Here is a 21,921-nt window from a genome sequence, read left to right as displayed (position 1 = left end):
ATGCACCCACACTTGATCAAATTACTCAGCCTGTCGGCCCTGGCCGCCGGCATTTTCGCGGCCAGCGCCGGCGCGCGTGCCGATGAAGCAAAAGCACCGAGCTTCAGCGCCGAACCGTGCTGCAACTTGTGCCCGGAAGCCCACGACGCGAAGAACTACACCACGCGCTATCAGCAGAACTTCACCACGCTGGTGCAGGCTCAGGGCGACTGGTTGTTCCGTACGCAAGAAGACTTGCGCACCGAATTCGACACCACGCCCGCCGGCTACAAACGCATGAAAGAATTGCATGACGCGTTCAAGAGCAAAGGCGTGGAGCTCGTTGTTGTTTATCAACCCACGCGTGGTCTGGTGAATCGCAACAAGCTCAATCCGGAAGACAAGGCCAGGTTCGATTTCGACAAGGCCCTGAAGAATTACAAGACCATGCTCGGCCGTTTCGCCGCCATGGGTTACACCGTGCCGGACCTGTCGCCGCTGACCAATGAGTCGCTGCCCGACACCCTGCCGGCCCACGATTTCTACTTCCGCGGCGACCAACACTGGACGCCATATGGTGCCCAGCGCACGGCGAAAATCGTCGGTGAGCAAATCAAGAAAATGCCGGCGTTTGCCGACGTTCCGAAGCGCGAATTCGAGAGCCATAAGTCGGGTCGCATGGGTAAGACCGGAACGTTACACAACATGGCCGGTCAACTCTGTGGCACCAGCTACGCGATCCAGTACATGGATCAGTTCACCACCGAGCCAAAAGGCGAAGCAGCCGATGGCGATCTGTTCAGTGATTCCGGTAATCCGGAGATCACCCTGGTCGGCACCAGCCACAGTGGCAAGAACTACAACTTCGCCGGTTTCCTCGAAGAGGCCATCGGCGCCGACATCCTCAACGTGGCGTTCCCCGGCGGTGGCCTGGAAGGTTCGATGCTGCAGTACCTGGGCAGCGAAGAGTTCCAGACCAAGCCGCCGAAGATTCTGATCTGGGAATTTTCGCCGCTCTATCGCCTGGACCAGGAAACCATCTACCGCCAGATGATGGCGCTACTGGACAACGGTTGCGAAGGTAAGGATGCACAGATGACCGGTAGCACCACGTTGAAACCGGGCAAGAACGAATTGATGGTCAACAGCAAGAACCTGAACCTGCAAAACAGCAGCCACCAGGTTGACATCCGCTTCGCCGATCCGTCGGTGAAAGTTCTGCAAGCCACCCTCTGGTACATGAACGGTCGCCACGAGGACATCAAGATCGAGAAACCGGAAACCTCCGACACCGACGGGCGTTTCGCCTTTGAGTTGCGCACGGACGAAGACTGGGCCTCGCAGAATCTGCTGGCCGTCGAAATCCAGGGCCCTGAAGCAGGTGCCGCGCCGCAGAAAGTCGAAGCGAAAATCTGCAAACGCAACGTGTTCCCTGGCACTGGGCAGCGTACCGCTCAGGCCGGGCAATGAGGCAACTATGCAAACCCGAACTTTGAAAAGATTGATCGCACCGTCCCTGTTGAGCCTGGCCATGTTTGCCGGTGCGACTCAGGCCGCCGCGCCCCTGCGTCCACCCCAGGGTTATTTCGCGCCGATTGAAAAAGTCAAAACCGGCGACAAGGCCGACGGCTGCGACGCCATGCCGACGCCGTACACCGGCTCGCTGCAATTTCGCAGCAAGTACGAAGGCTCCGACAAGGCCCGTTCGACCCTGAACGAGGTCTCGGAAAAAGCCTTCCGCGACACCACCGCCGACATCACCAAGATGGAGCGCGGCACCAGCAAGCGTGTGATGCAGTTCATGCGTGACGGTCGTCCGGAACAGCTGGAATGCACCCTGAACTGGTTGACCGCCTGGGCCAAGTCCGATGCATTGATGTCCAAGGACTTCAACCACACCGGCAAGTCCATGCGCAAATGGGCGTTGGGCAGCATGGCGTCGTCGTACATTCGCCTGAAGTTCTCCGACTCCCATCCGTTGGCGAACCATCAGCAAGAGTCGCAGCTGATTGAAGCCTGGTTCAGCAGAATGGCCGATCAGGTCGTCAGCGATTGGGACAACCTGCCGCTCGACAAGACCAACAACCACTCGTACTGGGCTGCCTGGTCGGTGATGGCCACGTCGGTCGCCACCAATCGCCGCGATCTGTTCGATTGGGCCGTGAAGGAATACAAGGTCGGCGCTAATCAAATCGACGCCCAAGGCTTCCTGCCCAACGAACTCAAGCGCCAGCAACGCGCCCTCGCCTACCACAACTATGCCCTGCCGCCGCTGGCGATGATCGCCAGTTTCGCCCAGGTCAACGGTGTGGACTTGCGTCAGGAAAACAACGGCGCGCTGAAACGCCTGGGTGATCGAGTGTTGGCCGGGGTTAAAGACCCGGACGAATTCGAGAACAAGAACGGTAAAGAACAGGACATGACCGACCTGAAAATCGACTCGAAATTCGCCTGGCTCGAACCGTTCTGCACGCTCTACACCTGCTCGCCGGATGTGCTGGAGAAAAAGCACGAGATGCAGCCGTTCAAGACCTTCCGCCTCGGTGGGGATTTGACCAAGGTCTACGACCCGGCCAACGAAAAAGGCAAGGGCTCGTAGAACAAACGCAAAACCCCTGTAGGAGCGAGGCTTGCCCGCGAATTCGGTCTGACATTCACAAATGATGTCGACTGACACGCCGCCTTCGCGGGCAAGCCTCGCTCCTACAGGTCAGTACACGATGTGAGTTAAGTGTTATTCCCCCGTTTTTGGGTGGGGGGTTTGGGGGGGCTGCGGTCCCCGATTGTTGGTTAAACACGGAGAGATCGGGATGGTATTTTCGTCCAATGTGTTCCTGTTTTTGTTCTTGCCGATCTTTCTCGGCATGTACTACTTGAGCGGAATACGCTATCGCAACCTGCTGCTGCTGATCGCCAGCTATGTCTTCTATGCCTGGTGGCGCGTGGACTTCCTGGCGCTGTTCGCCGCCGTCACGCTGTGGAACTACTGGATCGGCCTCAAAGTCGGTGCCGCCGGCGTCAGGACCAAACCGGCGCAGCGCTGGTTGCTCCTGGGCGTGGCCGTCGACTTGTGCATTCTCGGCTACTTCAAGTACGCCAACTTCGGCGTCGACAGCATCAACGCGATGATGACCTCGGTCGGTCTGTCGCCGTTCATCCTGACCCACGTGCTGTTGCCGATCGGGATCTCGTTCTACATCTTCGAGTCCATCAGCTACATCATCGACGTCTACCGGGGTGACACACCGGCGACTCGTAACCTGATCGACTTTGCAGCGTTCGTGGCGATCTTCCCGCACTTGATCGCCGGCCCGGTGTTGCGTTTTCGCGACCTCGCCGACCAGTTCAACAACCGCACCCACACCCTCGACAAATTCTCCGAAGGTGCCACGCGGTTCATGCAGGGCTTCATCAAGAAGGTCTTCATCGCCGACACCCTCGCGGTGGTGGCCGACCATTGCTTTGCCTTGCAGAACCCGACCACCGGCGATGCCTGGCTCGGCGCCCTGGCGTACACCGCGCAGTTGTATTTCGACTTCTCCGGTTACAGCGACATGGCCATCGGCCTGGGCTTGATGATGGGTTTCCGCTTCATGGAAAACTTCAAGCAGCCGTACATCAGCCAGTCGATCACCGAGTTCTGGCGTCGCTGGCACATCAGCCTGTCCACCTGGCTGCGTGACTACCTGTACATCACGCTGGGCGGTAACCGTAAAGGCACGCTGATGACCTATCGCAACCTGTTCCTGACCATGCTGCTCGGTGGTCTGTGGCACGGCGCGAACATCACTTACATCGTCTGGGGTGCGTGGCACGGCATGTGGCTGGCGATTGAAAAAGCGCTGGGCCTGAACACTTCGCCGCGCAGCATCAACCCGATCCGCTGGGCGCTGACGTTCCTGCTCGTGGTCATGGGCTGGGTGATCTTCCGCTCGGAAAACCTGCACGTCGCCGGCCGTATGTACGGCGCGATGTTCAGCTTCGGCGAATGGTCGCTGTCGGAACTCAACCAGGCCAGCCTCACCGGTCTGCAAGTGGCGACCCTGGTGGTGGCTTACATGACCCTGGCGTTCTTCGGCATTCGTGATTTCTACAGCAACCTGCCGCCTGAAAAGACCAAGCCTGCCGTGAACGTCGAGGCCGATGGCCCGGCCACTGCAACGCCTGGAATGATCAAGGCCGTACCGGGCGACAACCCGGGCAGCATCCACCAGCCTGGCTACACCGTCGGCGTTGAAGCGACGGTGCAACCGGCCTACTGGACCGCTGACTGGTCGCGTTACGTGATGCGCACGCTGGTACTGGTGCTGTTCATCGCCTCGATTTTCAAACTCTCGGCGCAAAGCTTCTCGCCGTTCCTTTACTTCCAGTTCTGAGGGATCTGACCATGACCCGCTCATTACGCATCCTCTACATCGCGCTGTTCCTGCTGACCCTGCTGGTGCTGGGTGTGTGGTCCACGCGCAGTTTCTTCGGCTTCAACACCTCAGCCGAAACGACGGTGCTCAACGGCCGCTGGACCAAAGCCGTTGAAACACATTACGACGACGAGTTCCCGATCAAGCGCCTGGGCACCAATCTTTGGGCCGCGCTGGATTTCAAACTGTTCAACGAAGGTCGTCCGGGCGTTGTGCTCGGTCGCGACCAGTGGTTGTACAGCGATGAGGAATTCAACCCGATCGTCAACGAAGAGCTGAACCTGCAAGGCAACTACGCGCTGGTCGAAGGCGTGCGCCAAGAGCTCAAGGAAAAAGGCGTGAAACTGGTCATGGCGATTGTGCCGGCCAAGACTCGCCTGTACCCGGAACATTTGGGTGAAGTGAAGCCTTCGAGCATTCACGCCAACCTTTATGAGGACTTCCACGCTCGTGTGGCGGCCACCAAGATCCTCGCTCCCGACCTGTTCGGCCCGATGCTGAAGGCCAAGCTGGACGGTCAGCAAGTGTTCCTGCGCACCGACACCCACTGGACCCCGGAAGGCGCGCAAATCGCCGCCGAGACCCTGGCCAAAACCATTGCCGAGAAAACCCCGCTCAGCGGCGAACCGCAAGACTTCGTCACTGAACCGGCGGAGAAGGTGACGCACAAGGGCGACCTGCGTTTGTTCCTGCCGCTGGATCCGCTGTTTGAAAACCTGATGCCGGCGCCAGAGCCTCTGCAAAAACGCAACACCGTGGCAGCCCAAGGCCAGCCTGCCGGTGACGACGCGTTGTTCGCCAACACTGAAGTGCCGGTGGCCCTGATCGGCACCAGCTACAGCGCCAACCCTAACTGGAACTTCGTCGGTGCGCTGAAAGAAGCGCTGCACAGCGACGTGGTCAATTACGCCGAAGACGGCCATGGCCCGATTCTGCCGATGCTCAGCTACCTGAAAAGCGATGCCTTCAAGAACAGCCCGCCACAAGTGCTGATCTGGGAGTTTCCTGAACGTTATCTGCCTGTGAACAACGAAATCGGTGACGCCGACCCGCAGTGGGTCGCAGAGCTTAAACAAGCCGGCGCCCGCCAACAAAACGTAGCCGCAAACACTAAATCCGAGACGCCCGACCGGGCGCAAAACTGAAAGAGAGAGGTACTACCATGACTTTCACTACTACTCCTCGCCGTCTCGCCAAGACCTTCGCCCTCGTTGCAGGCATGAGCGTGTTGTCGATGTCCGCCTTCGCTGGCGATGCAGCGCTCTACGGTCCGACCGCTCCGAAAGGTTCGAGCTTCGTGCGTATCTACAACGCCGGTAACGCTGAAGTCAGCGCCACCGTCGGCAGCACCAACCTGAGCGATGTCGCGCCGCTGTCCAGCAGTGACTTCAGCTTCATGCCCGGCGGCGATTACAGCGCCAAGGTCGGCAGCCAGTCCCTGCCGGTGAAACTGGCCGGTGACCACTATTACACCCTGGTCAACAACGCCAGCGGCGCGCCACAACTGATCGAAGAGCCGCCGTTCAAGAACAAGCAGAAATCCCTGGTTCGCGTGCAGAACCTCAGCGACAAGGCCCTGACCCTGAAAACCGCCGACGGCAAGACCGAAGTGGTTCCGACCGTAGCGGCCAAGGGCCGTGGCGAGCGTGAAATCAACCCGGTGAAAGTCAGCCTGGCGCTATACGATGGCGCAACGAAAGTCGGCGATGTGAAACCGGTTGCCCTGGAACGCGGCGAAGCGGCGGTGCTGTACGTCACCGGCAGCGGCAGCAGCCTGTCGCCAGTCTGGGTAAAACGCCCGGTTTCGACGCGCTAATGAATTTTCCGGATTGACCCATTTCCCTGTGGGAGCCGGGCTTGCCCGCGATGCAGACGACTCGGTGCAACGTTCAGACCGAGGTGATGCAATCGTAGGCAAGCCAGCTCCCACAAGGTCAAGGTGTCAGTCCGGACACGGAATAAGAACAAGAGTGAAACGACAGAACGCAGTAGCTCTGACCCATACGATTTTCAAGGAGTAACAACATGATTCCGGTGATCTTGTCAGGTGGTAGCGGCTCACGTCTTTGGCCGCTTTCGCGTAAGCAATTCCCCAAGCAATTTCTCGCCCTGACCGGCGAACACACGCTGTTCCAGCAAACCCTGGAACGCCTGGTGTTCGAAGGCATGGACACCCCGATCGTGGTCTGCAACAAAGACCACCGTTTCATCGTCAACGAGCAGCTGAGTGCCCGCAAGCTGGACACCCAGCGCATCCTGATGGAACCGTTCGGTCGCAACACCGCGCCGGCCGTGGCCCTGACCGCGATGATGCTGGTCAATGAAGGTCGCGACGAGTTGATGCTGGTACTGCCGGCCGACCACGTGCTGGAAGACCAGAAAGCCCTGCAACGCGCCCTCGCCTTGGCCACCGTCGCCGCCGAAAACGGCGAAATGGTGCTATTCGGCGTACCGGCCACCAAACCGGAAACCGGCTACGGCTACATCAAGTCGACCAATGACTCGCTGCTGCCCGAAGGCGTCAGCCGTGTCTCGCACTTCGTCGAAAAACCGGACGTGAAACGCGCGACCGAATACGTCCAGTCCGGCGGTTACTTCTGGAACAGCGGCATGTTCCTGTTCCGCGCCAGCCGCTTCCTCGAAGAACTGAAAAAGCACGATCCGGACATTTACGACACGTGCGTCCTGACCCTGGAACGCAGCGTGCAGGATGCCGACACCGTCGACATCGACTCCGCCACTTTCGCCTGCTGCCCGGACAATTCCATCGACTACGCCGTGATGGAAAAAACCCAGCGCGCCTGCGTCGTGCCACTGACTGCCGGCTGGAGCGATGTCGGCTGCTGGTCGTCGCTGTGGGAAGTGAATGAAAAAGACGCCAACGGTAACGTCACCAAAGGCGACGTGGTCATTCAGGACAGCAAAAACTGCATGATCCACGGCAACGGCAAACTGGTGTCGGTGATCGGCCTGGAAAACATCGTGGTCGTCGAAACCAAGGACGCCATGATGATCGCCCACAAGGACAAGGTCCAAGGCGTGAAACAGATGGTCAACACCCTCAACGAACTGGGCCGCAGCGAAACCCAGACCCACTGCGAAGTCTATCGTCCGTGGGGCTCCTACGACTCGGTGGACATGGGCGGCCGCTTCCAGGTCAAGCGCATCTCGGTCAAGCCGGGCGCGTGCCTGTCGCTGCAGATGCACCACCACCGCGCCGAACACTGGATCGTGGTCAGCGGCACTGCTGAAGTGACCTGCGACGAAAACGTGTTCCTGCTGACTGAAAACCAGTCGACCTACATCCCGATCGCTTCGGTTCACCGTCTGCGCAACCCGGGCAAGATTCCACTCGAGATCATCGAAGTGCAATCGGGCAGCTACCTGGGTGAAGACGATATCGAGCGGTTTGAAGATATCTACGGTCGTTCGAACCCGATTGAGCGTGGCGTATCGGTGAAAACCATCGCGCAGTAAGCGTTCAGTAGCACAAGAAGCCCCCGTCCAGCCCGCTGCGCTCCCTATCCGCAGCGGGTTGGGTGGGGGCTTTTTTGTATTCAACAAAACAAGATCAAAAGATCGCAGCCTTCGGCAGCCCCTACCAGGTTATGTGCACACCTGTAGGAGCTGCCGAAGGCTGCGATCTTTTGATCTTGCCCTACCCATCGCCAACCGCACCCACGCTTAGGTAGGATGACCTTCTCTGCTCCCGAGGTTTAGCGTCATGTTCATCGGCGTTTTGCTGGTCTTCACCTGGCTCATCCTGTTGTTGCGCTATCCCGCCAAAGCCCTGCCGGTGTCCCTGGCCGCCGCCGTTGGATTGGGCGTAGTCGCCACGTGGGTGATCTGGATGGACCACCGTGAGGTGAAGCAACTGCAGCGTCTTGAGTTGCGCATCAGCTATGCGCCGCAACACTGCCCCGCAGACCGGCCGCTGCAATTGACCATGAACAACGGCAACGACGTGCCGCTGACCGAACTGCGCTGGCGTGTCGCCGCTTATGCACCCGGCGACACGGTCAATCTCGCCGACAATCAATACAGCGCCCCACGTTATCGCGGTCCCGGCGAACTACAGGCTGGCGGTAGCTGGGAAGACTGCTTGCCACTGCCGCCACTGCGCCCCGGCTACCGCCCGGAAACCCTGGAGTTTCGCGCCGAGCGTTTGCAGGGTAGTTTCTCCGACTGATCCTTCCTTCTTCCCTTTGCACAAGGACCGCGCCATGCCCGTTGCGTTGATTACCGGTTGTTCCAGCGGCATTGGCCGCGCCCTCGCCGACGCCTTCAAAGTCGCCGGTTACACCGTCTGGGCCAGCGCCCGCAAGGCTGAAGATGTGGCCGTTCTGGCGGCGGCCGGTTTCACCGCTGTGCAACTGGACGTCAACGACGGCGCCGCACTCGAACAGTTGAGCGAGCGGATCAACCAGCAACATGGCGGCCTCGATGTGCTGATCAACAATGCGGGTTACGGCGCCATGGGGCCGCTGCTCGATGGCGGTGTGCCGGCCATGCAGCGCCAGTTCGAAACCAATGTGTTTGCCATCGTCGGCGTGACGCGCGCGCTGTTTCCCGTGCTGCGCCGGGCCAAAGGAATAGTGGTCAATATCGGCAGCGTGTCGGGGGTTTTGGTGACCCCGTTTGCCGGTGCCTACTGCGCATCAAAAGCGGCGGTGCATGCCTTGAGCGATGCGTTGCGCATGGAACTGGCGCCGTTCGGCGTGCGGGTGATGGAGGTCCAGCCGGGCGCTATCGCGTCCAGTTTCGCCAAGAATGCCGGGCATGAGGCTGAGCAGTTAATCACTGAACTATCGCCGTGGTTCCCCTTGCGTGAAGGCATTCGCGCGCGGGCCAAGGCTTCCCAGGACAACCCGACCCCGGCCAGTGAATTTGCCGAAGGTTTGCTCAAGGCCGTGCAACAGAGCAAACCGCCGCGCCTGATTCGATTGGGCAATGGCAGCCGGGCATTGCCGTTGTTGGCGGGGCTGTTGCCCAAGGGGTTGTTGGAGTCGGGGTTGATGAAGCGCTTCGGGTTGCGTGGGCAGCTCTGAGACCGAGTTATCGTTCTTCGCGGGCAAGCCTCGCTCCTACAGGATTAGCGCCATTTTGAATGTTGTGCATCACCTGTAGGAGCGAGGCTTGCCCGCGAAGGCGTCAGAACAGACTCCACATAATTTCAGGAAGCCACATGACCGACTACACCGAATACTTCGACGAAGTGATCCAGGCCCATATCGCCATCGAACAGTGGCTGGCCGAGGAGCGGGAGGCGAGCGAACTTGAACACCTGCTGACGCGTTTTTCCCCGCAGTTTTCCATGGTCTCGCCGTTGGGCCGGGTGCTGGATTTCGACGCGTTGAACGAATTGTTCCTGCTGGCGGGTGGCAGGAAACTCGGGTTCCGCATCGAGCTCAGTGAGTTGCGTGGCATTGCGCTGCACGACACGGGCGCAACCGTGAGTTACCGCGAACAACAAACCGATGCGACCGGACTGCACTCGGATCGGCGCTCGACCGTGGTGTTTGAGAAACAGGCCGGTGGCAAGGTGGTTTGGCGGCACTTGCAGGAGACGTTCTGCAACGGGTGATTTTTTCACCCGGCGGATGACCGAGGCGCGCCCATCGCGGGCAAGCCCGCTCCCACATTCGATCGCATCCTCCTGAGAGAACTCGGTTAAATGTAGGAGCGAGGCTTGCCCGCGAAGGGCGCGACTCGGTCTACAAGCTATGCACCATCACCTTGCTTAACCACCACCGTACAAGTAATCCCCGCCGCCAACAGCACCCCATCCGGCACTTCATCAATGTGAATCCGCACCGGCACCCGTTGCGCCAGCCGCACCCAGTTAAACGTCGGGTTCACATCGGCAATCAGCTCACGGCTTTCCGGGTTATCACGATCGTAGATGCCGCGCGAAATACTCTCCACATGCCCCTTCAGCACTTCGCCGCTCATCAGCTGCATGTCCGCCTTATCGCCGACCCGCACATGGGGCAGTTTGGTTTCTTCGAAGAAGCCGTAGACCCAGAACGAGTTCATGTCGACCACAGCCATTTTCGCTTCGCCGATGCGTGCGTAGTCGCCGCGATGGACGTTGAGGTTGGTCACATAGCCATCCACCGCCGCGCGGACTTCGGTGCGTTTGAGGTTGAGTTCGGCGGCTTCGAGTTGCGCCTGGGCATGCTGGTAATCGGCCAGGGCCGAGTCGGCGATGTTGCTGGCGTCGTCGCGGTTTTCCTTGGAGATCACCAGGTTGTCCATGTCGGCGCGACGATGGGCGTTGACCTTGCGCATTTCCCACGTCGACTTGCGTGAGGCCACCAGCGACTGCGCCTGCTTGACCGCGATGCGGTAGTGCTCCGGGTCGATCTGCATCAGCAAATCGCCCTTCTTGACCAATTGGTTGTCACGCACCGGCACGTCCACCACTTCGCCGGTGACGTCGGCGGCGACGTTGATGATGTCGGCGCGCACCCGGCCGTCGCGGGTCCACGGCGTGTCCATGTAATGCACCCAGAGGGTCCGGCCGATCCATATCGCGAGGGCCAGCACCAGCAGGGTGGCGAGCAGGCTGAAGAGCTTTTTCATCAGAGTGTTCTCAACGGTAAACAGTCAGCGCCAGGGCGCCGAACAGACAGGTAAACAGGCTCAGGCGCAGCAGCGCCGGGTGCCAGAAAAAGCGGTACAAATCGAACCCGGAGAGGAACCGGTCCAGTGCCCAGGCCAGCGCCGCCGCGATGAAAAACATCAGCGTCATGGTCGGCATGTACACGCCGTGGAAGGCGATTTCACGAGGCATGTTCAAGTCCTTGGGGCTTGCTGGCGGCATAGGCGGCGAGCGGTGATTGCGGGTCGAGCAACGAGGTGCGGATGAAGTGCAGGTAGCTCTTCACCCGGCGCAACGCCGAGGTGTCGAAGTGCGGGGCGAAAGGTTCATCGGTCGCTTGCACGCGGCTGATCGCATGGTCGACGGCAATCAGTCCGCGCTCCAGATTGCTCTGGCTCGGCTGCAGGAACAGCCGCACCAGCGAGCGGCCCATCACCCGGATCGCCTGACGCCACGGCTGCGATTCGGCATAGGCTGGGTGCACCGGCAGGATCGCCTGTTCCTTGCGCAACTCGATGATCGCGTGCCCGACTTCCAGCACCACGAACATCCAGCGCAGCAAGTCCCGCTGCACCTGCGGCTGCCCCATGGCGAGACCGTAGGCCTGATGCAACAGGTCGCGGGTGCTGCTTTCAAAACCCGACGCCAGGCCCTTGAGCTTGCCGCTGATGGCATACACCACCTGGCCGCGCAGATCCTGCTCGAGCCGACGCCACAACCAGCGACTGTTGGGCGGTAATATGATCGCCCCAGCCGCGGCGCACACCAGCATGCCGAGCACCATGGCGATGTAGTCGTTGATGAACGCGTAAGGGTTGTAGACCGTGAGGTTGTCCGGCACCGAACCGGTGCTGAAGAAGATCAGCAAACCGAGGCCGACACCGGCATATTGCGGCCGCGACGTCAGGAACGAACCGAGCACGATCACCGGCGCCAGCATCACGCACAGCAACGGAAAACCGTCGATCCACGGGAAGATGAAAAACATCTCGAAGAAGCCGATCAACGCCCCGAGGAACGTCCCGCAGGCCATCTGAAACGCCATGCGCTTCGGGTTCGGCGTGGCGGCGGAAAGACCGACGGTGGCGGCGGCGATCAGGGTCATGGTCGCCCCGCTCGGCCAGGCTGTGGCGACCCAATAACTGCCCAGCACCACCAGAATGAACGCCGCGCGAATCCCCGATGCGGCCGACGCCATCCAGTTGGTTTGCGGGGTGAACGGCTCATCCCATTGCTCGCGTTCGTGGCTGTGATCGGCCAGCGACGCGTGGGTCTGTGCATAACTGTGCAAGTCGTCGACGAAGCGGTAGAGCAACTCGTAGGCCGTGTGGAAATCCAGTTGTTCGGCGTCGCTGGGATCACTCTCCTGAAAGGTCGCGCGCAGGCTGCGAACCCGCGCCGGCAAACCTTCTTTGTAGGTGGTCAGCGCGATCACCAAGCGTCGGGCATCGGCATCGGTCAAGGCTCGACCGGTGAAGCCGTCGAGCAATTCGGCGAGGTCCTGCAAACCCGGTTTGATCGCCGCAACCACATGATCGGTGCCGCTGCTGCGCAAGCGTTCGAGCAGTTGGTGCAAGGCGTTGAAGCGCGTGGTGATGCCCATGAACTCGCTGTTCAAGCGACTGAGTCGACCGTTGCGTCGGCGCATGTGCGGGTCTTCGAATACGGTGACGCTGCGCAGCCCTTCCAGGCCCACCGCTTCGGCGATGAAGCGCACGTTGCTGGCTTCAAAGGCGTCGCGTTTGCTGCGCCCACGCAAGCCATCGGTGACGAACAAGGCGAACACGCCGAAGCGTTGATACAGCGCGTTGCGCATCGCCGCGCTGGCGGTTTGCGGCAGGATCGCGGCGCTGATCAGGGTCGAGCAGAGAATCCCCAGGGAGATTTCCAGCACCCGCCAGACCGCCGCCATGAACGCGCCGTCCGGGTGCGCCAAGGCGGGCAAGCCGACCATCGCCGCGGTGTAGCCGGCGAGCACAAAACCGTAGGCGCGGAAGTTGCGATAACGTGCCGCACCGGCCGAGCAGATGCCGACCCAGATCGCCAGCGAGCCAAGGAACAGTTCGGTGTTTTGCGCAAACAAGGCAATCAACGCCACCATCACCGCCGACCCGGTCAAAGTGCCGAGGAAGCGATAAAAGCTCTTGGCCAACACGTGGCCGCTTTGCGGTTGCATGACGATGAACACGGTGATCATCGCCGTGCGCGGCTGCGGCAATTCCAGACGCATGGCCAGCCACAGGGTCAGGAACGCGGCGAACAGCACTTTGAAAATGTACACCCAGGTCACGCCATCGCTGCGCGCCCAGTCGAAGAAACCCCGGCGCCATTCAAGGGAATACAGCCAGCGCAAAGGTGCGGGCAAGGGAGTCATGGAATCCTGCTCAATGGTCAAAGGTTGTGCTGAGATTCAGTCAAGACGCAATCCCTGTGGGAGCGAGCTTGCTCGCGATTGCGGTCTGACATTCAACAATGATGTCGACTGACCCGCAGTCATCGCGAGCAAGCTCGCTCCCACAGGTTTTGTGTTCAATTCATGATGCTTTTAAGCAGGACCGGAGTTTTGGGTGCCGCGGTCTGACTGTCTTTCGGCACATCGCTGCCGGCACCGAGCCCGCCACCGAGCGCCGTCACCAACTCGGCATGCGCACTCAGGCGTGCCGCCTGAACCTGCTGCTGGACTTGCTGCTGTTTGAACAACAGCGTCTGGGCGTTCAGCACGTTGAGGTAGTCGGTGAGGCCACGCTGATAGGCGACCATCGCGATGTCGTAAGTCTTCTGCGCGGTGGCCACCGACTCGGCGGCGAACGCCTGCTGCTTGTCCATGGACTCGCGTCGGATCAACTGGTCGGAGATGTTTTTCAGCGCGTTGACCAGCGTCTGGTTGTACTTGGCCACGGCGATGTCATACCCGGCCGAGGCTTCGCCCAACTCCGAACGCAAACGGCCGCCGTCGAAGATCGGCAGCGAGATCGCCGGGCCGACGCTGTAGTTGAGCTTCTTGCCGGTCAGGAACTCCAGCGCCCCGCCGCCGGTGGCCATGTAGCCAAGGCTGCCGACCAGATCGACGTTAGGGTAGAAACCGGCGTGGGCAACATCGATGCCCCGTGCCTGGGCCGCCACTTGCCAGCGACTGGCAACCACGTCCGGACGCTGACCGAGCAATTGTGCCGGCAGCGACGACGGCAGCTTCAGCGCCGCCCCCAACGACAACGTCGGCCGTTGCAACTGCGCACCCTCCCCCGGCCCAAAGCCTGCCAGTGCGGCCAGTTGATTACGGCTCAGGGCGATTTCCTCGTCCAGCGCATCGATCTGGCGATGGGTTTCCGGCAGCGGCGTCTCGGCCTGGCTGACTTCGAAATGCGTGCCGATCCCACCGTTCAGGCGTTTCTGCGCCAGGTCGAGAATCTGCTGTTGCTGCTTCAAGGTCGCCTCGACAATGTCTCGTTGCGCGTAATGCAACGAGAGTTCGATGTAGGCGCGAACGATGTTGTTCTGCAATTCGAGTTGGGCCAGTCGCGCTTCGGCGGCAGTCATGTGAGCCATGTCGACGGCGCGCTCGGTGGCGTTGCTTTCGCGGCCCCAGAGGTCGAGGGCATAGCTGAAGCCCAGCGCAGCGTTGTTGTCCCACGTGGTGGTGTTGGCCAGCTCGCCCGGCCCGTAGAACTGATCGGTCGGCCAGTTGTGGCGCTTGAGCGTGGATTCGCCATTGATCTGCAACGACTCCGCCGACTCGGTGATACCGGCCATGGACTTGGCCTGACGCACCCGCGCGGTAGCCATGGCCATGGTCGGGCTGCCTTGCACGGCGAGGTCGATCCAACGGTTCAGTTGCGGGTCGCCATAAGCCTGCCACCATTGGGCGGTGGGCCAGTGTGCATCCTGAGCGGCGCTCTGGATCGCTTCGTCGGTGGCCAATGAATTGGCCTCCAGTGCCTTGCCCTGTGGGGCAATACCTCCGGTTCCGATGCAGCCGCTGATTGCCAGGGTTAAAGCCAAAACACTGAGCGTCTGAAGCGCTCTGCTGATGCGACGCGGCACTGCTGAAAATTCCTGAGGTGGGGGGAGGCACAAGATTCTTGTAGGAGCGAGGCTTGCCCGCGAAGGCGGTGTGTCAGCCAACATCAATGTTGAAAGTGATGGCCTCTTCGCGGGCAAGCCTCGCTCCTACAGGGATTGGCGCAATTCTAGGGGTGTGCCTTGTTGGCGATAAGCCGGGATTCCTGTGAATCTTTGTTACCGTTCGCGCGATAATCCGTTGGTCCACCTTTAGTCGCCTGTAAAAAAGCAGAAACTTCGTGTCACAATTTGTCATTCGCCCAGAGAGCACCCCATGGACACTTTGCAAAACATGCGCGCCTTCAGTTACGTGGCCGAGGCCGGCAGCTTCACCGCCGCCGCCGTGCAACTCGACACCACCACGGCCAACGTCTCGCGCGCGGTCTCCAACCTGGAAGCCCACCTGCAAACCCGCTTGCTCAACCGCACCACTCGTCGTATCGCCCTGACCGAAGCCGGCAAGCGCTATTTGCTGCGCTGTGAGCAGATTCTGGCCTACGTCGAAGAAGCCGAAGCCGAAGCCAGCGACGCCCACGCGCGCCCGGCCGGGCAGCTCAAAGTGCACACCATGACCGGCATCGGTCAGCACTTCGTGATCGACGCTATTGCCCGTTACCGCAAGACCCACCCCGACGTCACTTTCGACTTGACCATGGCCAACCGCGTGCCGGACTTGCTGGACGAGGGCTACGACGTGTCCATCGTGCTGGCCAGCGAACTGCCGGACTCGGGTTTCGTCTCGCAGCGCCTGGGCATCACCTACAGCATCGTGTGCGCCTCGCCGGCGTATGTGAAAGTTAACGGCTGCGCGCAGAAACCCAGCGACCTGCTGAACCACGCTTGTTTGCGGCTGGTGAGCCCGGTGATTCCGCTGGAGAAGTGGACCTTCGACGGGCCTGAGGGTCAGGAGATGGTCACCATCAACAGCTCGCCGTTTCTGGTGAACTCTGCTGATGCGATGAAGACTGCGATTACCAGTGGCATGGGGGTTGGGGTTTTGCCGGTGTATGCGGCGATTGAAGGGTTGCGCAACGGCAGTCTGGTACGGGTGATGCCCAAATATCGCTCGCAGGAACTGAACCTGTATGCGATCTACCCATCGCGGCAATACCTGGATGCGAAGATCAAGACCTGGGTCGAGTACTTGCGTGGTTCGCTGCCGGAGATATTGGCGGCGCACCAGGCAGAACTCACGGCCTATGAACTGAGCGGGAGCATGGGTGGGGTTCGGGTGGCGAATTGAGTTCGCGGTTATGCGGATGTACACAGCCCAAATGTGGGAGCGAGCCTACTCGCGATGGCGGCCTGGTAGCCGACCATTCTCTTGCAGATGCACCCCATTCAAATGTAGGAGCTGGCTTGCCAGCGATGGCGGCCTGACAGCCAACCAATCTCTTGCAGATGCACCCCATTCAAATGTAGGAGCTGGCTTGCCAGCGAAGGCGGCCTGATAGCCGACCATTCTCTTGCAGATGTACAAAGTCCAAATGTGGGAGCTGGCTTGCCTGCGATGGCGGCCTGGTAGCCAACCATTCTTTTTCAGGTGCACATATCCGTTGCTGCGGTAACGGCTGCTTATGGTTTCGCTCTTACAGCGACTCACTTTTCCAGACGCCGAAAAGTAAGCAAAAGGCTTTGCCCCTCCATTCGGTGCCTCGCTAAGGCTCGGCATGCCCTCACTCCGGCATTGCTCCGGGGGCCCGCCGCCATCGGCCATCCATGGCCGGGGCGGCTACCGCGGCATCCTTGCCGCGGTGCCCCCTGCGCAACGCCTGCGTTCGGCCTCTGGGAAAGGGGCGGCAGATCAAGATCAAGTTCAAAAACCACAACCACAGCCACAGCAACGGCAACGGCAACGGCAACGGCAAGATCAACAGCTTCGCGAGCAGGCTCGCTCCCAAATTTGAACGGGGGACACCTGCGAGAAATTGGTTGGCTGTCAGCCCGTTTTCGCTGGCAAGCCAGCTCCTACAGAAACAGACCGGTGTGCAGCTTCGGCTTTTCACCACTCATCAGGCCGAGCGTTAGCTCGCCTTGGCTTTTGATCTTGATCTGAGCGCCCCATCGTGAGGCCGAGCGCAGGTTCTGCGCAGTGGGCAACCCGGCATGGATGCCGGGTTAGCCGCCCCCGGCCAGGGATGGCCGATGGCGGCGGGCCCACGGAGCAGGACCGGAGCGAGGGCATGCCGAGCCTAGGCGAGGCACCGAACGAAAGGGGCAAGAGCCCTTGGTTACTTGGGGCTTTTCCAAGTGACTCGCCGTAAGGGCGAAACCAATAGCGGCCGTTACCGCAGGAATGGATATGTACACCTTCAAAAAATCTGTCGCCTGACACACAGCCTTCGCTGGCAAGCCAGCTCCTACAAGTTAGGGCGAAACCGGAAGAGGCCGTTACCGCAGAAATGGATATGTACACCCGCAAAAAATCTACCGCCTGACATATAGCCTTCGCTGGCAAGCCAGCTCCTACAGTACGAGCGCGTACAGGCGGAAACTGACAGCGCCGTCAGTTAGCAGTCACCTTCCTGACCGTCAAACAGGTTTATAAAGGAAAATACCAACCTACCGACTACCCAGCCCCGGCGCCCCACTCGCATGCGAATTCAGAAAAAACCCGCCCTGCTCGTCGCCCTTCTGATCGTTCTGGCAGCGCTGGGCCTGTGGTACGCCACCAAACCCGCCACGACAAAACTCGCCACCTCCACCGCCATCCCCGTGCGAGTGGTCAGCGTCACCGAAAAAGACGTCCCTCGCTACGTCAGCGGCATCGGCTCGGTCCTGTCCCTGCACAGCGTCGTCGTGCGCCCACAGATCGACGGCATCCTCACCAAATTGCTGGTCAAAGAAGGCCAACTCGTCAACAAAGGCGACCTGCTGGCCACCATCGACGACCGCTCGATCCGCGCCAGCCTCGACCAGGCCCGGGCCCAATTGGGCGAAAGCCAGGCGCAACTGCAAGTTGCCCTGGTCAACCTCAAGCGCTACAAACTGCTGAGCGTCGACGACGGCGTATCCAAACAGACCTACGACCAGCAACAAGCCCTGGTCAACCAACTCAAGGCCACTGCCCAAGGCAACCAAGCCTCGATCGACGCCGCACAGGTTCAGCTTTCCTACACCCAGATTCGCTCCCCGGTGACCGGTCGCGTCGGTATTCGCACAGTCGACGAAGGCAACTTCCTGCGCATGACCGACGCCCAAGGCCTGTTCACCGTGACCCAGATCGACCCGATCGCCGTAGAGTTCTCCCTGCCGCAACAAATGCTGCCGACCCTGCAAGGCCTGATCGGTGACCCGCAGCGGGCAAAAGTGAAGGCCTACATCGGCGCCGACACCGATGGCGAAACCGGCAACCTGCTGGGCGAAGGGCACCTGACCCTGATCGACAACCAGATCAACACCAACACCGGGACCATCCGCGCCAAGGCTGAATTCGACAACCCCGGGCAGAAACTCTGGCCGGGTCTGCTGGTGACGGTAAAAATTCAGACAGCGCTGGATAAAGATGCGCTGGTCGTACCGCCCACGGTCGTACAACGCGGGCTCGATCAACACTTCGTCTACCGGGTCAAAGGTGACAAGGTCGAAACCGTCCAGGTGCAAATGGTCTATCAAGGCAGCGGCCAGGACACCATCAAGGGCGTCAATCCGGGCGATATACTGGTCAGCGACGGCCAGTCGCGGCTCAAGCCGGGTTCGACGGTCCAGGTCCTGACTGATCCACCGCAAGTGGTGCAATCGGAGCCGAAACCATGAAGGGCCATGGCTCGGTCTCTGCGTGGTGCATCGATCATCCGGTCGCGACGATCCTGCTGACCTTCGCGCTGGTGCTGCTGGGCGTCATCGCCTTCCCGCGCCTGCCGATTGCGCCGCTGCCGGAAGCCGAATTCCCGACCATCCAGGTGGCGGCCCAATTGCCCGGTGCCAGCCCGGAAACCATGGCCTCGTCCGTGGCGACGCCCCTTGAAGTGCAATTCAGCGCCATCCCCGGCGTGACCCAAATGACCTCGAGCAGCGCCCTCGGCTCGACCAACCTGACCCTGCAATTCACCCTCGACAAAAGCATCGACACTGCCGCCCAGGAAGTCCAGGCCGCGATCAACACCGCCGCCGGCAAACTGCCCAAGGACATGCCGACCCTGCCGACGTGGCGCAAGGTCAACCCGGCCGACAGCCCGGTGCTGATCCTCAGCGTCAACTCGACCCAGATGCCCGGCACCGAACTCAGCGACCTGGTGGAAACCCTGCTTTCGCGTCAGATCAGCCAGATCGACGGCGTAGGCCAAATCAACATCACCGGTCAGCAACGTCCGGCCATCCGCGTGCAAGCCTCGGCGGACAAACTCGCGGCCATCGGCCTGACCCTGGCGGACATTCGCCTGGCGATCCAGAACACCAGCCTCAACCTGGCCAAAGGTGCGCTGTACGGGGAGTCGAGTATCTCGACCCTGTCGACCAACGATCAGCTATTTCACCCCGAGGAATACAGCCAACTCATCGTTTCCTACAAGGACGGCGCACCGGTTCATCTCAAGGATGTGGCCAAAGTCGTCAACGGTTCGGAAGATGCCTACGTGCAAGCCTGGGCCGGTGATCAGCCGGGGGTGAACCTGGTGATCTCCCGGCAACCGGGGGCCAACATCGTCGAGACCGTGGACCGCATTCAAGCGGCCCTGCCCGGCCTGGAAGCGATGCTGCCGGCTTCGGTGCAGGTCAAAGTGCTGGTCGACCGTACCCAGACCATCCGCGCGTCGCTACATGAAGTGGAAATCACCCTGCTGATTGCGATCATGCTGGTGGTGGCGGTGATGGCGCTGTTCCTGCGCCAATGGTCGGCGACGATGATTGTGTCGGCGGTGCTCGGCGTTTCACTGACCGCCAGCTTCGCCTTGATGTACATCATGGGCTTCAGCCTGAACAACCTGACGTTGGTGGCAATCGTGGTGGCCGTGGGGTTTGTGGTCGACGATGCGATTGTGGTGGTGGAGAACATCCACCGGCACCTGGAGGCCGGCGACGGCATGCGCGAGGCGGCGATCAAAGGCGCCGGCGAGATCGGTTTTACCGTGGTTTCCATCAGTTTCTCGCTGGTGGCGGCGTTTATTCCGCTGCTGTTCATGGGCGGCGTGGTCGGGCGGCTGTTCAAGGAATTTGCCCTGACGGCGACCTCGACCATCATGATTTCGGTGGTGGTGTCGCTGACGCTGGCGCCGACCCTCGCCGCGCTGTTCATGCGTGCTCCGGTGCATCATGCCCACAGCAAACCGACGTTCGGCGAACGCTTGCTGGCCGGCTATGAAAAGCTCCTGCGCCGCGCCCTCGCCCATCAGAAGTTGATGATTGGTGTGTTCGGCTTGTCCCTGGCCCTGGCCATCGCCGGCTACATCTTCATCCCCAAAGGTTTCTTTCCAGTGCAGGACACCGGTTTCGTCCTCGGCACTACCGAAGCGGCGGCCGACATTTCCTACGGCGACATGGTGAAAAAACACTTGGCGATGGCGGAAATCGTCGCCGCTGACCCGGCCGTCCAGGCGTTTTCCCACTCGGTCGGGGTTTCGGGCAGTAACCAGACCATCGCCAACGGCCGCTTCTGGATCTCCCTGAAAAAACGCGGCGACCGCGACGTCTCGGCCAGCCAGTTCATCGACCGGATTCGCCCGCAACTGATGAAAGTCCCAGGCATCGTGCTCTATCTGCGCGCCGGCCAAGACATCAACCTCAGCTCCGGCCCGAGCCGCGCCCAGTACCAATACGTGCTCAAGAGCAACGACGGTGCGGTCCTGAGCACCTGGACCCAGCGCCTCACGGAAAAACTGCGCAGCAACCCGGCGTTCCGCGACATTTCCAACGACCTGCAACTGGGCGGCAGTATCACCCACATCAGCATCGATCGCAGCGCGGCGGCGCGTTTTGGCCTGACCGCCAGCGACGTCGACGAAGCGCTGTACGACGCCTTCGGCCAACGGCAGATCAACGAATTCCAGACCCAGATCAACCAGTACAACGTGATTCTGGAACTCGACACCAAACAGCGCGGCAAGGCCGAAAGCCTCAACTATTTCTACCTGCGCTCGCCCCTGAGCGGCGAAATGGTGCCGCTGTCGGCGCTGGCCAAGTTCGACGCGCCAACGGTCGGCCCGTTGTCCATCGCCCATGACGGCATGTTCCCGGCCGCCAACCTCTCGTTCAACCTGGCACCCGGCGTGGCGCTGGGGGATGCGGTGATCATGCTCAACCAGGCCAAGGCTGAAATCGGCATGCCCGCGGCCATGAGCGGCAACTTCCAGGGCGCGGCCCAGGCGTTCCAGAGTTCGCTGGCCAGCCAGCCGTGGCTGATTCTGGCAGCGCTGGTGGCGGTGTACATCATTCTCGGCGTGCTCTATGAGAGCTTCGTGCATCCGCTGACGATCATCTCGACCCTGCCATCGGCCGGGCTCGGGGCGGTGATCATGCTGTGGATCTGCGGCCAGGACTTTTCGATCATGGCGCTGATCGGCCTGGTGTTGCTGATTGGCATCGTCAAGAAAAACGGCATCCTGATGATCGACTTCGCCCTCGAAGCCCAGCGCAAAGGGGGATTGCCACCGGAAGAAGCGATCTACCAGGCCTGTATCACACGGTTCCGGCCGATCATCATGACCACCCTCGCCGCCCTGCTCGGCGCCCTGCCGCTGATGCTCGGCTACGGCACCGGCGCCGAACTGCGCCAGCCCTTGGGCATCGCGGTGGTCGGCGGCTTGCTGGTGAGCCAGGCGCCGACGTTGTTTACCACTCCGGTCATATACTTGTGGCTTGAGCGGCTATTCCATAGGCCCAAACCAGCGCCGCTGCCGGCACTGGCGACCACAGACTGAGGCGGGG

General features: G+C 60.7%; 16 protein-coding genes. 12 read left to right on the top strand and 4 right to left on the bottom strand.

Annotated elements, in window-relative coordinates; genetic code table 11:
- The 9 genes from AEQ67_RS23725 (at nt 1) to AEQ67_RS23685 (ending at nt 9,981) form a co-directional block, all read left to right on the top strand.
- Entirely contained in the window at nt 1-1,449 is a 1,449-nt protein-coding gene (locus AEQ67_RS23725) for an alginate O-acetyltransferase (RefSeq protein ID WP_059406235.1), read from the top strand.
- 7 nt (nt 1,450-1,456) lie between these two features.
- Entirely contained in the window at nt 1,457-2,578 is a 1,122-nt protein-coding gene (locus AEQ67_RS23720) for a mannuronate-specific alginate lyase (protein ID WP_059406234.1), read from the top strand.
- Between the two features lie 211 nt (nt 2,579-2,789).
- A complete protein-coding gene (locus AEQ67_RS23715) occupies nt 2,790-4,355 on the top strand; it encodes an MBOAT family O-acyltransferase (RefSeq protein WP_059406233.1) in 1,566 nt (521 codons plus the stop codon).
- Between the two features lie 11 nt (nt 4,356-4,366).
- Entirely contained in the window at nt 4,367-5,542 is a 1,176-nt protein-coding gene (locus AEQ67_RS23710) for an alginate O-acetyltransferase (protein WP_059406232.1), read from the top strand.
- Between the two features lie 17 nt (nt 5,543-5,559).
- Complete coding sequence (locus AEQ67_RS23705; protein WP_059406231.1) at nt 5,560-6,213, top strand: alginate O-acetyltransferase AlgF; 654 nt, start codon at nt 5,560-5,562, stop codon at nt 6,211-6,213.
- A 209-nt stretch (nt 6,214-6,422) separates the two neighbouring features.
- Entirely contained in the window at nt 6,423-7,874 is a 1,452-nt protein-coding gene (locus AEQ67_RS23700) for a mannose-1-phosphate guanylyltransferase/mannose-6-phosphate isomerase (RefSeq protein ID WP_059406230.1), read from the top strand.
- 247 nt (nt 7,875-8,121) lie between these two features.
- Nucleotides 8,122-8,586 (top strand): hypothetical protein, encoded by a 465-nt coding sequence (locus AEQ67_RS23695; RefSeq protein ID WP_059406229.1) that lies wholly within the window; start codon nt 8,122-8,124, stop codon nt 8,584-8,586.
- Between the two features lie 34 nt (nt 8,587-8,620).
- Nucleotides 8,621-9,445 carry an SDR family oxidoreductase gene (locus tag AEQ67_RS23690; RefSeq protein WP_059406228.1) on the top strand — a complete coding sequence of 275 codons (825 nt, stop codon included), beginning with the start codon at nt 8,621-8,623 and terminating at the stop codon, nt 9,443-9,445.
- Between the two features lie 137 nt (nt 9,446-9,582).
- The gene (locus tag AEQ67_RS23685; RefSeq protein WP_059406227.1) at nt 9,583-9,981 is read left to right on the top strand and encodes a hypothetical protein; all 399 of its coding nucleotides are present in this window, start codon (nt 9,583-9,585) and stop codon (nt 9,979-9,981) included.
- A 137-nt stretch (nt 9,982-10,118) separates the two neighbouring features.
- Here the strand turns inward: AEQ67_RS23685 and AEQ67_RS23680 are convergent, their stop codons facing one another.
- From AEQ67_RS23680 to AEQ67_RS23665, 4 genes are all read right to left on the bottom strand, one after another.
- Entirely contained in the window at nt 10,119-10,982 is an 864-nt protein-coding gene (locus tag AEQ67_RS23680) for an efflux RND transporter periplasmic adaptor subunit (protein WP_059406226.1), read from the bottom strand.
- 10 nt (nt 10,983-10,992) lie between these two features.
- The gene (locus tag AEQ67_RS23675; RefSeq protein ID WP_007896379.1) at nt 10,993-11,193 is read right to left on the bottom strand and encodes a DUF1656 domain-containing protein; all 201 of its coding nucleotides are present in this window, start codon (nt 11,191-11,193) and stop codon (nt 10,993-10,995) included.
- Nucleotides 11,183-13,375 carry an FUSC family protein gene (locus tag AEQ67_RS23670; RefSeq protein WP_059406225.1) on the bottom strand — a complete coding sequence of 731 codons (2,193 nt, stop codon included), beginning with the start codon at nt 13,373-13,375 and terminating at the stop codon, nt 11,183-11,185. Before AEQ67_RS23670 ends, AEQ67_RS23675 begins: the two co-directional genes overlap by 11 nt.
- Nucleotides 13,376-13,530: 155 nt before the next feature.
- Nucleotides 13,531-15,042 carry an efflux transporter outer membrane subunit gene (locus tag AEQ67_RS23665; RefSeq protein WP_059406224.1) on the bottom strand — a complete coding sequence of 504 codons (1,512 nt, stop codon included), beginning with the start codon at nt 15,040-15,042 and terminating at the stop codon, nt 13,531-13,533.
- 292 nt (nt 15,043-15,334) lie between these two features.
- Between AEQ67_RS23665 and AEQ67_RS23660 the strand changes: the two genes are divergently transcribed.
- The 3 genes from AEQ67_RS23660 (at nt 15,335) to AEQ67_RS23645 (ending at nt 21,914) form a co-directional block, all read left to right on the top strand.
- Nucleotides 15,335-16,303, top strand: a complete 969-nt coding sequence (locus AEQ67_RS23660; RefSeq protein ID WP_059406223.1) for a LysR family transcriptional regulator — start codon at nt 15,335-15,337, stop codon at nt 16,301-16,303.
- 1,352 nt (nt 16,304-17,655) lie between these two features.
- Nucleotides 17,656-18,816 carry an efflux RND transporter periplasmic adaptor subunit gene (locus AEQ67_RS23650; RefSeq protein ID WP_059406221.1) on the top strand — a complete coding sequence of 387 codons (1,161 nt, stop codon included), beginning with the start codon at nt 17,656-17,658 and terminating at the stop codon, nt 18,814-18,816.
- The gene (locus AEQ67_RS23645) at nt 18,813-21,914 is read left to right on the top strand and encodes a multidrug efflux RND transporter permease subunit (protein ID WP_059406220.1); all 3,102 of its coding nucleotides are present in this window, start codon (nt 18,813-18,815) and stop codon (nt 21,912-21,914) included. Before AEQ67_RS23650 ends, AEQ67_RS23645 begins: the two co-directional genes overlap by 4 nt.
- Nucleotides 21,915-21,921: the final 7 nt, after the last annotated feature.

This window comes from Pseudomonas sp. RIT-PI-q, assembly GCF_001297125.1.
GTDB lineage: Bacteria > Pseudomonadota > Gammaproteobacteria > Pseudomonadales > Pseudomonadaceae > Aquipseudomonas.
Note: the sequence above shows the minus strand (reverse complement) of the source record. Positions and strands in the feature narration are given on the sequence as shown.

What these genes read in the sequence shown, in the direction of transcription:
- AEQ67_RS23675 (WP_007896379.1), bottom strand. Translation starts at nt 11,193, where the DNA reads ATGCCTCGTGAAATCGCCTTCCACGGCGTGTACATGCCGACCATGACG.
- AEQ67_RS23725 (WP_059406235.1), top strand. Translation starts at nt 1, where the DNA reads ATGCACCCACACTTGATCAAATTACTCAGCCTGTCGGCCCTGGCCGCC.
- AEQ67_RS23660 (WP_059406223.1), top strand. Translation starts at nt 15,335, where the DNA reads ATGGACACTTTGCAAAACATGCGCGCCTTCAGTTACGTGGCCGAGGCC.
- AEQ67_RS23690 (WP_059406228.1), top strand. Translation starts at nt 8,621, where the DNA reads ATGCCCGTTGCGTTGATTACCGGTTGTTCCAGCGGCATTGGCCGCGCC.
- AEQ67_RS23705 (WP_059406231.1), top strand. Translation starts at nt 5,560, where the DNA reads ATGACTTTCACTACTACTCCTCGCCGTCTCGCCAAGACCTTCGCCCTC.
- AEQ67_RS23680 (WP_059406226.1), bottom strand. Translation starts at nt 10,982, where the DNA reads ATGAAAAAGCTCTTCAGCCTGCTCGCCACCCTGCTGGTGCTGGCCCTC.
- AEQ67_RS23650 (WP_059406221.1), top strand. Translation starts at nt 17,656, where the DNA reads ATGCGAATTCAGAAAAAACCCGCCCTGCTCGTCGCCCTTCTGATCGTT.
- AEQ67_RS23645 (WP_059406220.1), top strand. Translation starts at nt 18,813, where the DNA reads ATGAAGGGCCATGGCTCGGTCTCTGCGTGGTGCATCGATCATCCGGTC.
- AEQ67_RS23670 (WP_059406225.1), bottom strand. Translation starts at nt 13,375, where the DNA reads ATGACTCCCTTGCCCGCACCTTTGCGCTGGCTGTATTCCCTTGAATGG.
- AEQ67_RS23685 (WP_059406227.1), top strand. Translation starts at nt 9,583, where the DNA reads ATGACCGACTACACCGAATACTTCGACGAAGTGATCCAGGCCCATATC.
- AEQ67_RS23710 (WP_059406232.1), top strand. Translation starts at nt 4,367, where the DNA reads ATGACCCGCTCATTACGCATCCTCTACATCGCGCTGTTCCTGCTGACC.
- AEQ67_RS23695 (WP_059406229.1), top strand. Translation starts at nt 8,122, where the DNA reads ATGTTCATCGGCGTTTTGCTGGTCTTCACCTGGCTCATCCTGTTGTTG.
- AEQ67_RS23720 (WP_059406234.1), top strand. Translation starts at nt 1,457, where the DNA reads ATGCAAACCCGAACTTTGAAAAGATTGATCGCACCGTCCCTGTTGAGC.
- AEQ67_RS23715 (WP_059406233.1), top strand. Translation starts at nt 2,790, where the DNA reads ATGGTATTTTCGTCCAATGTGTTCCTGTTTTTGTTCTTGCCGATCTTT.
- AEQ67_RS23700 (WP_059406230.1), top strand. Translation starts at nt 6,423, where the DNA reads ATGATTCCGGTGATCTTGTCAGGTGGTAGCGGCTCACGTCTTTGGCCG.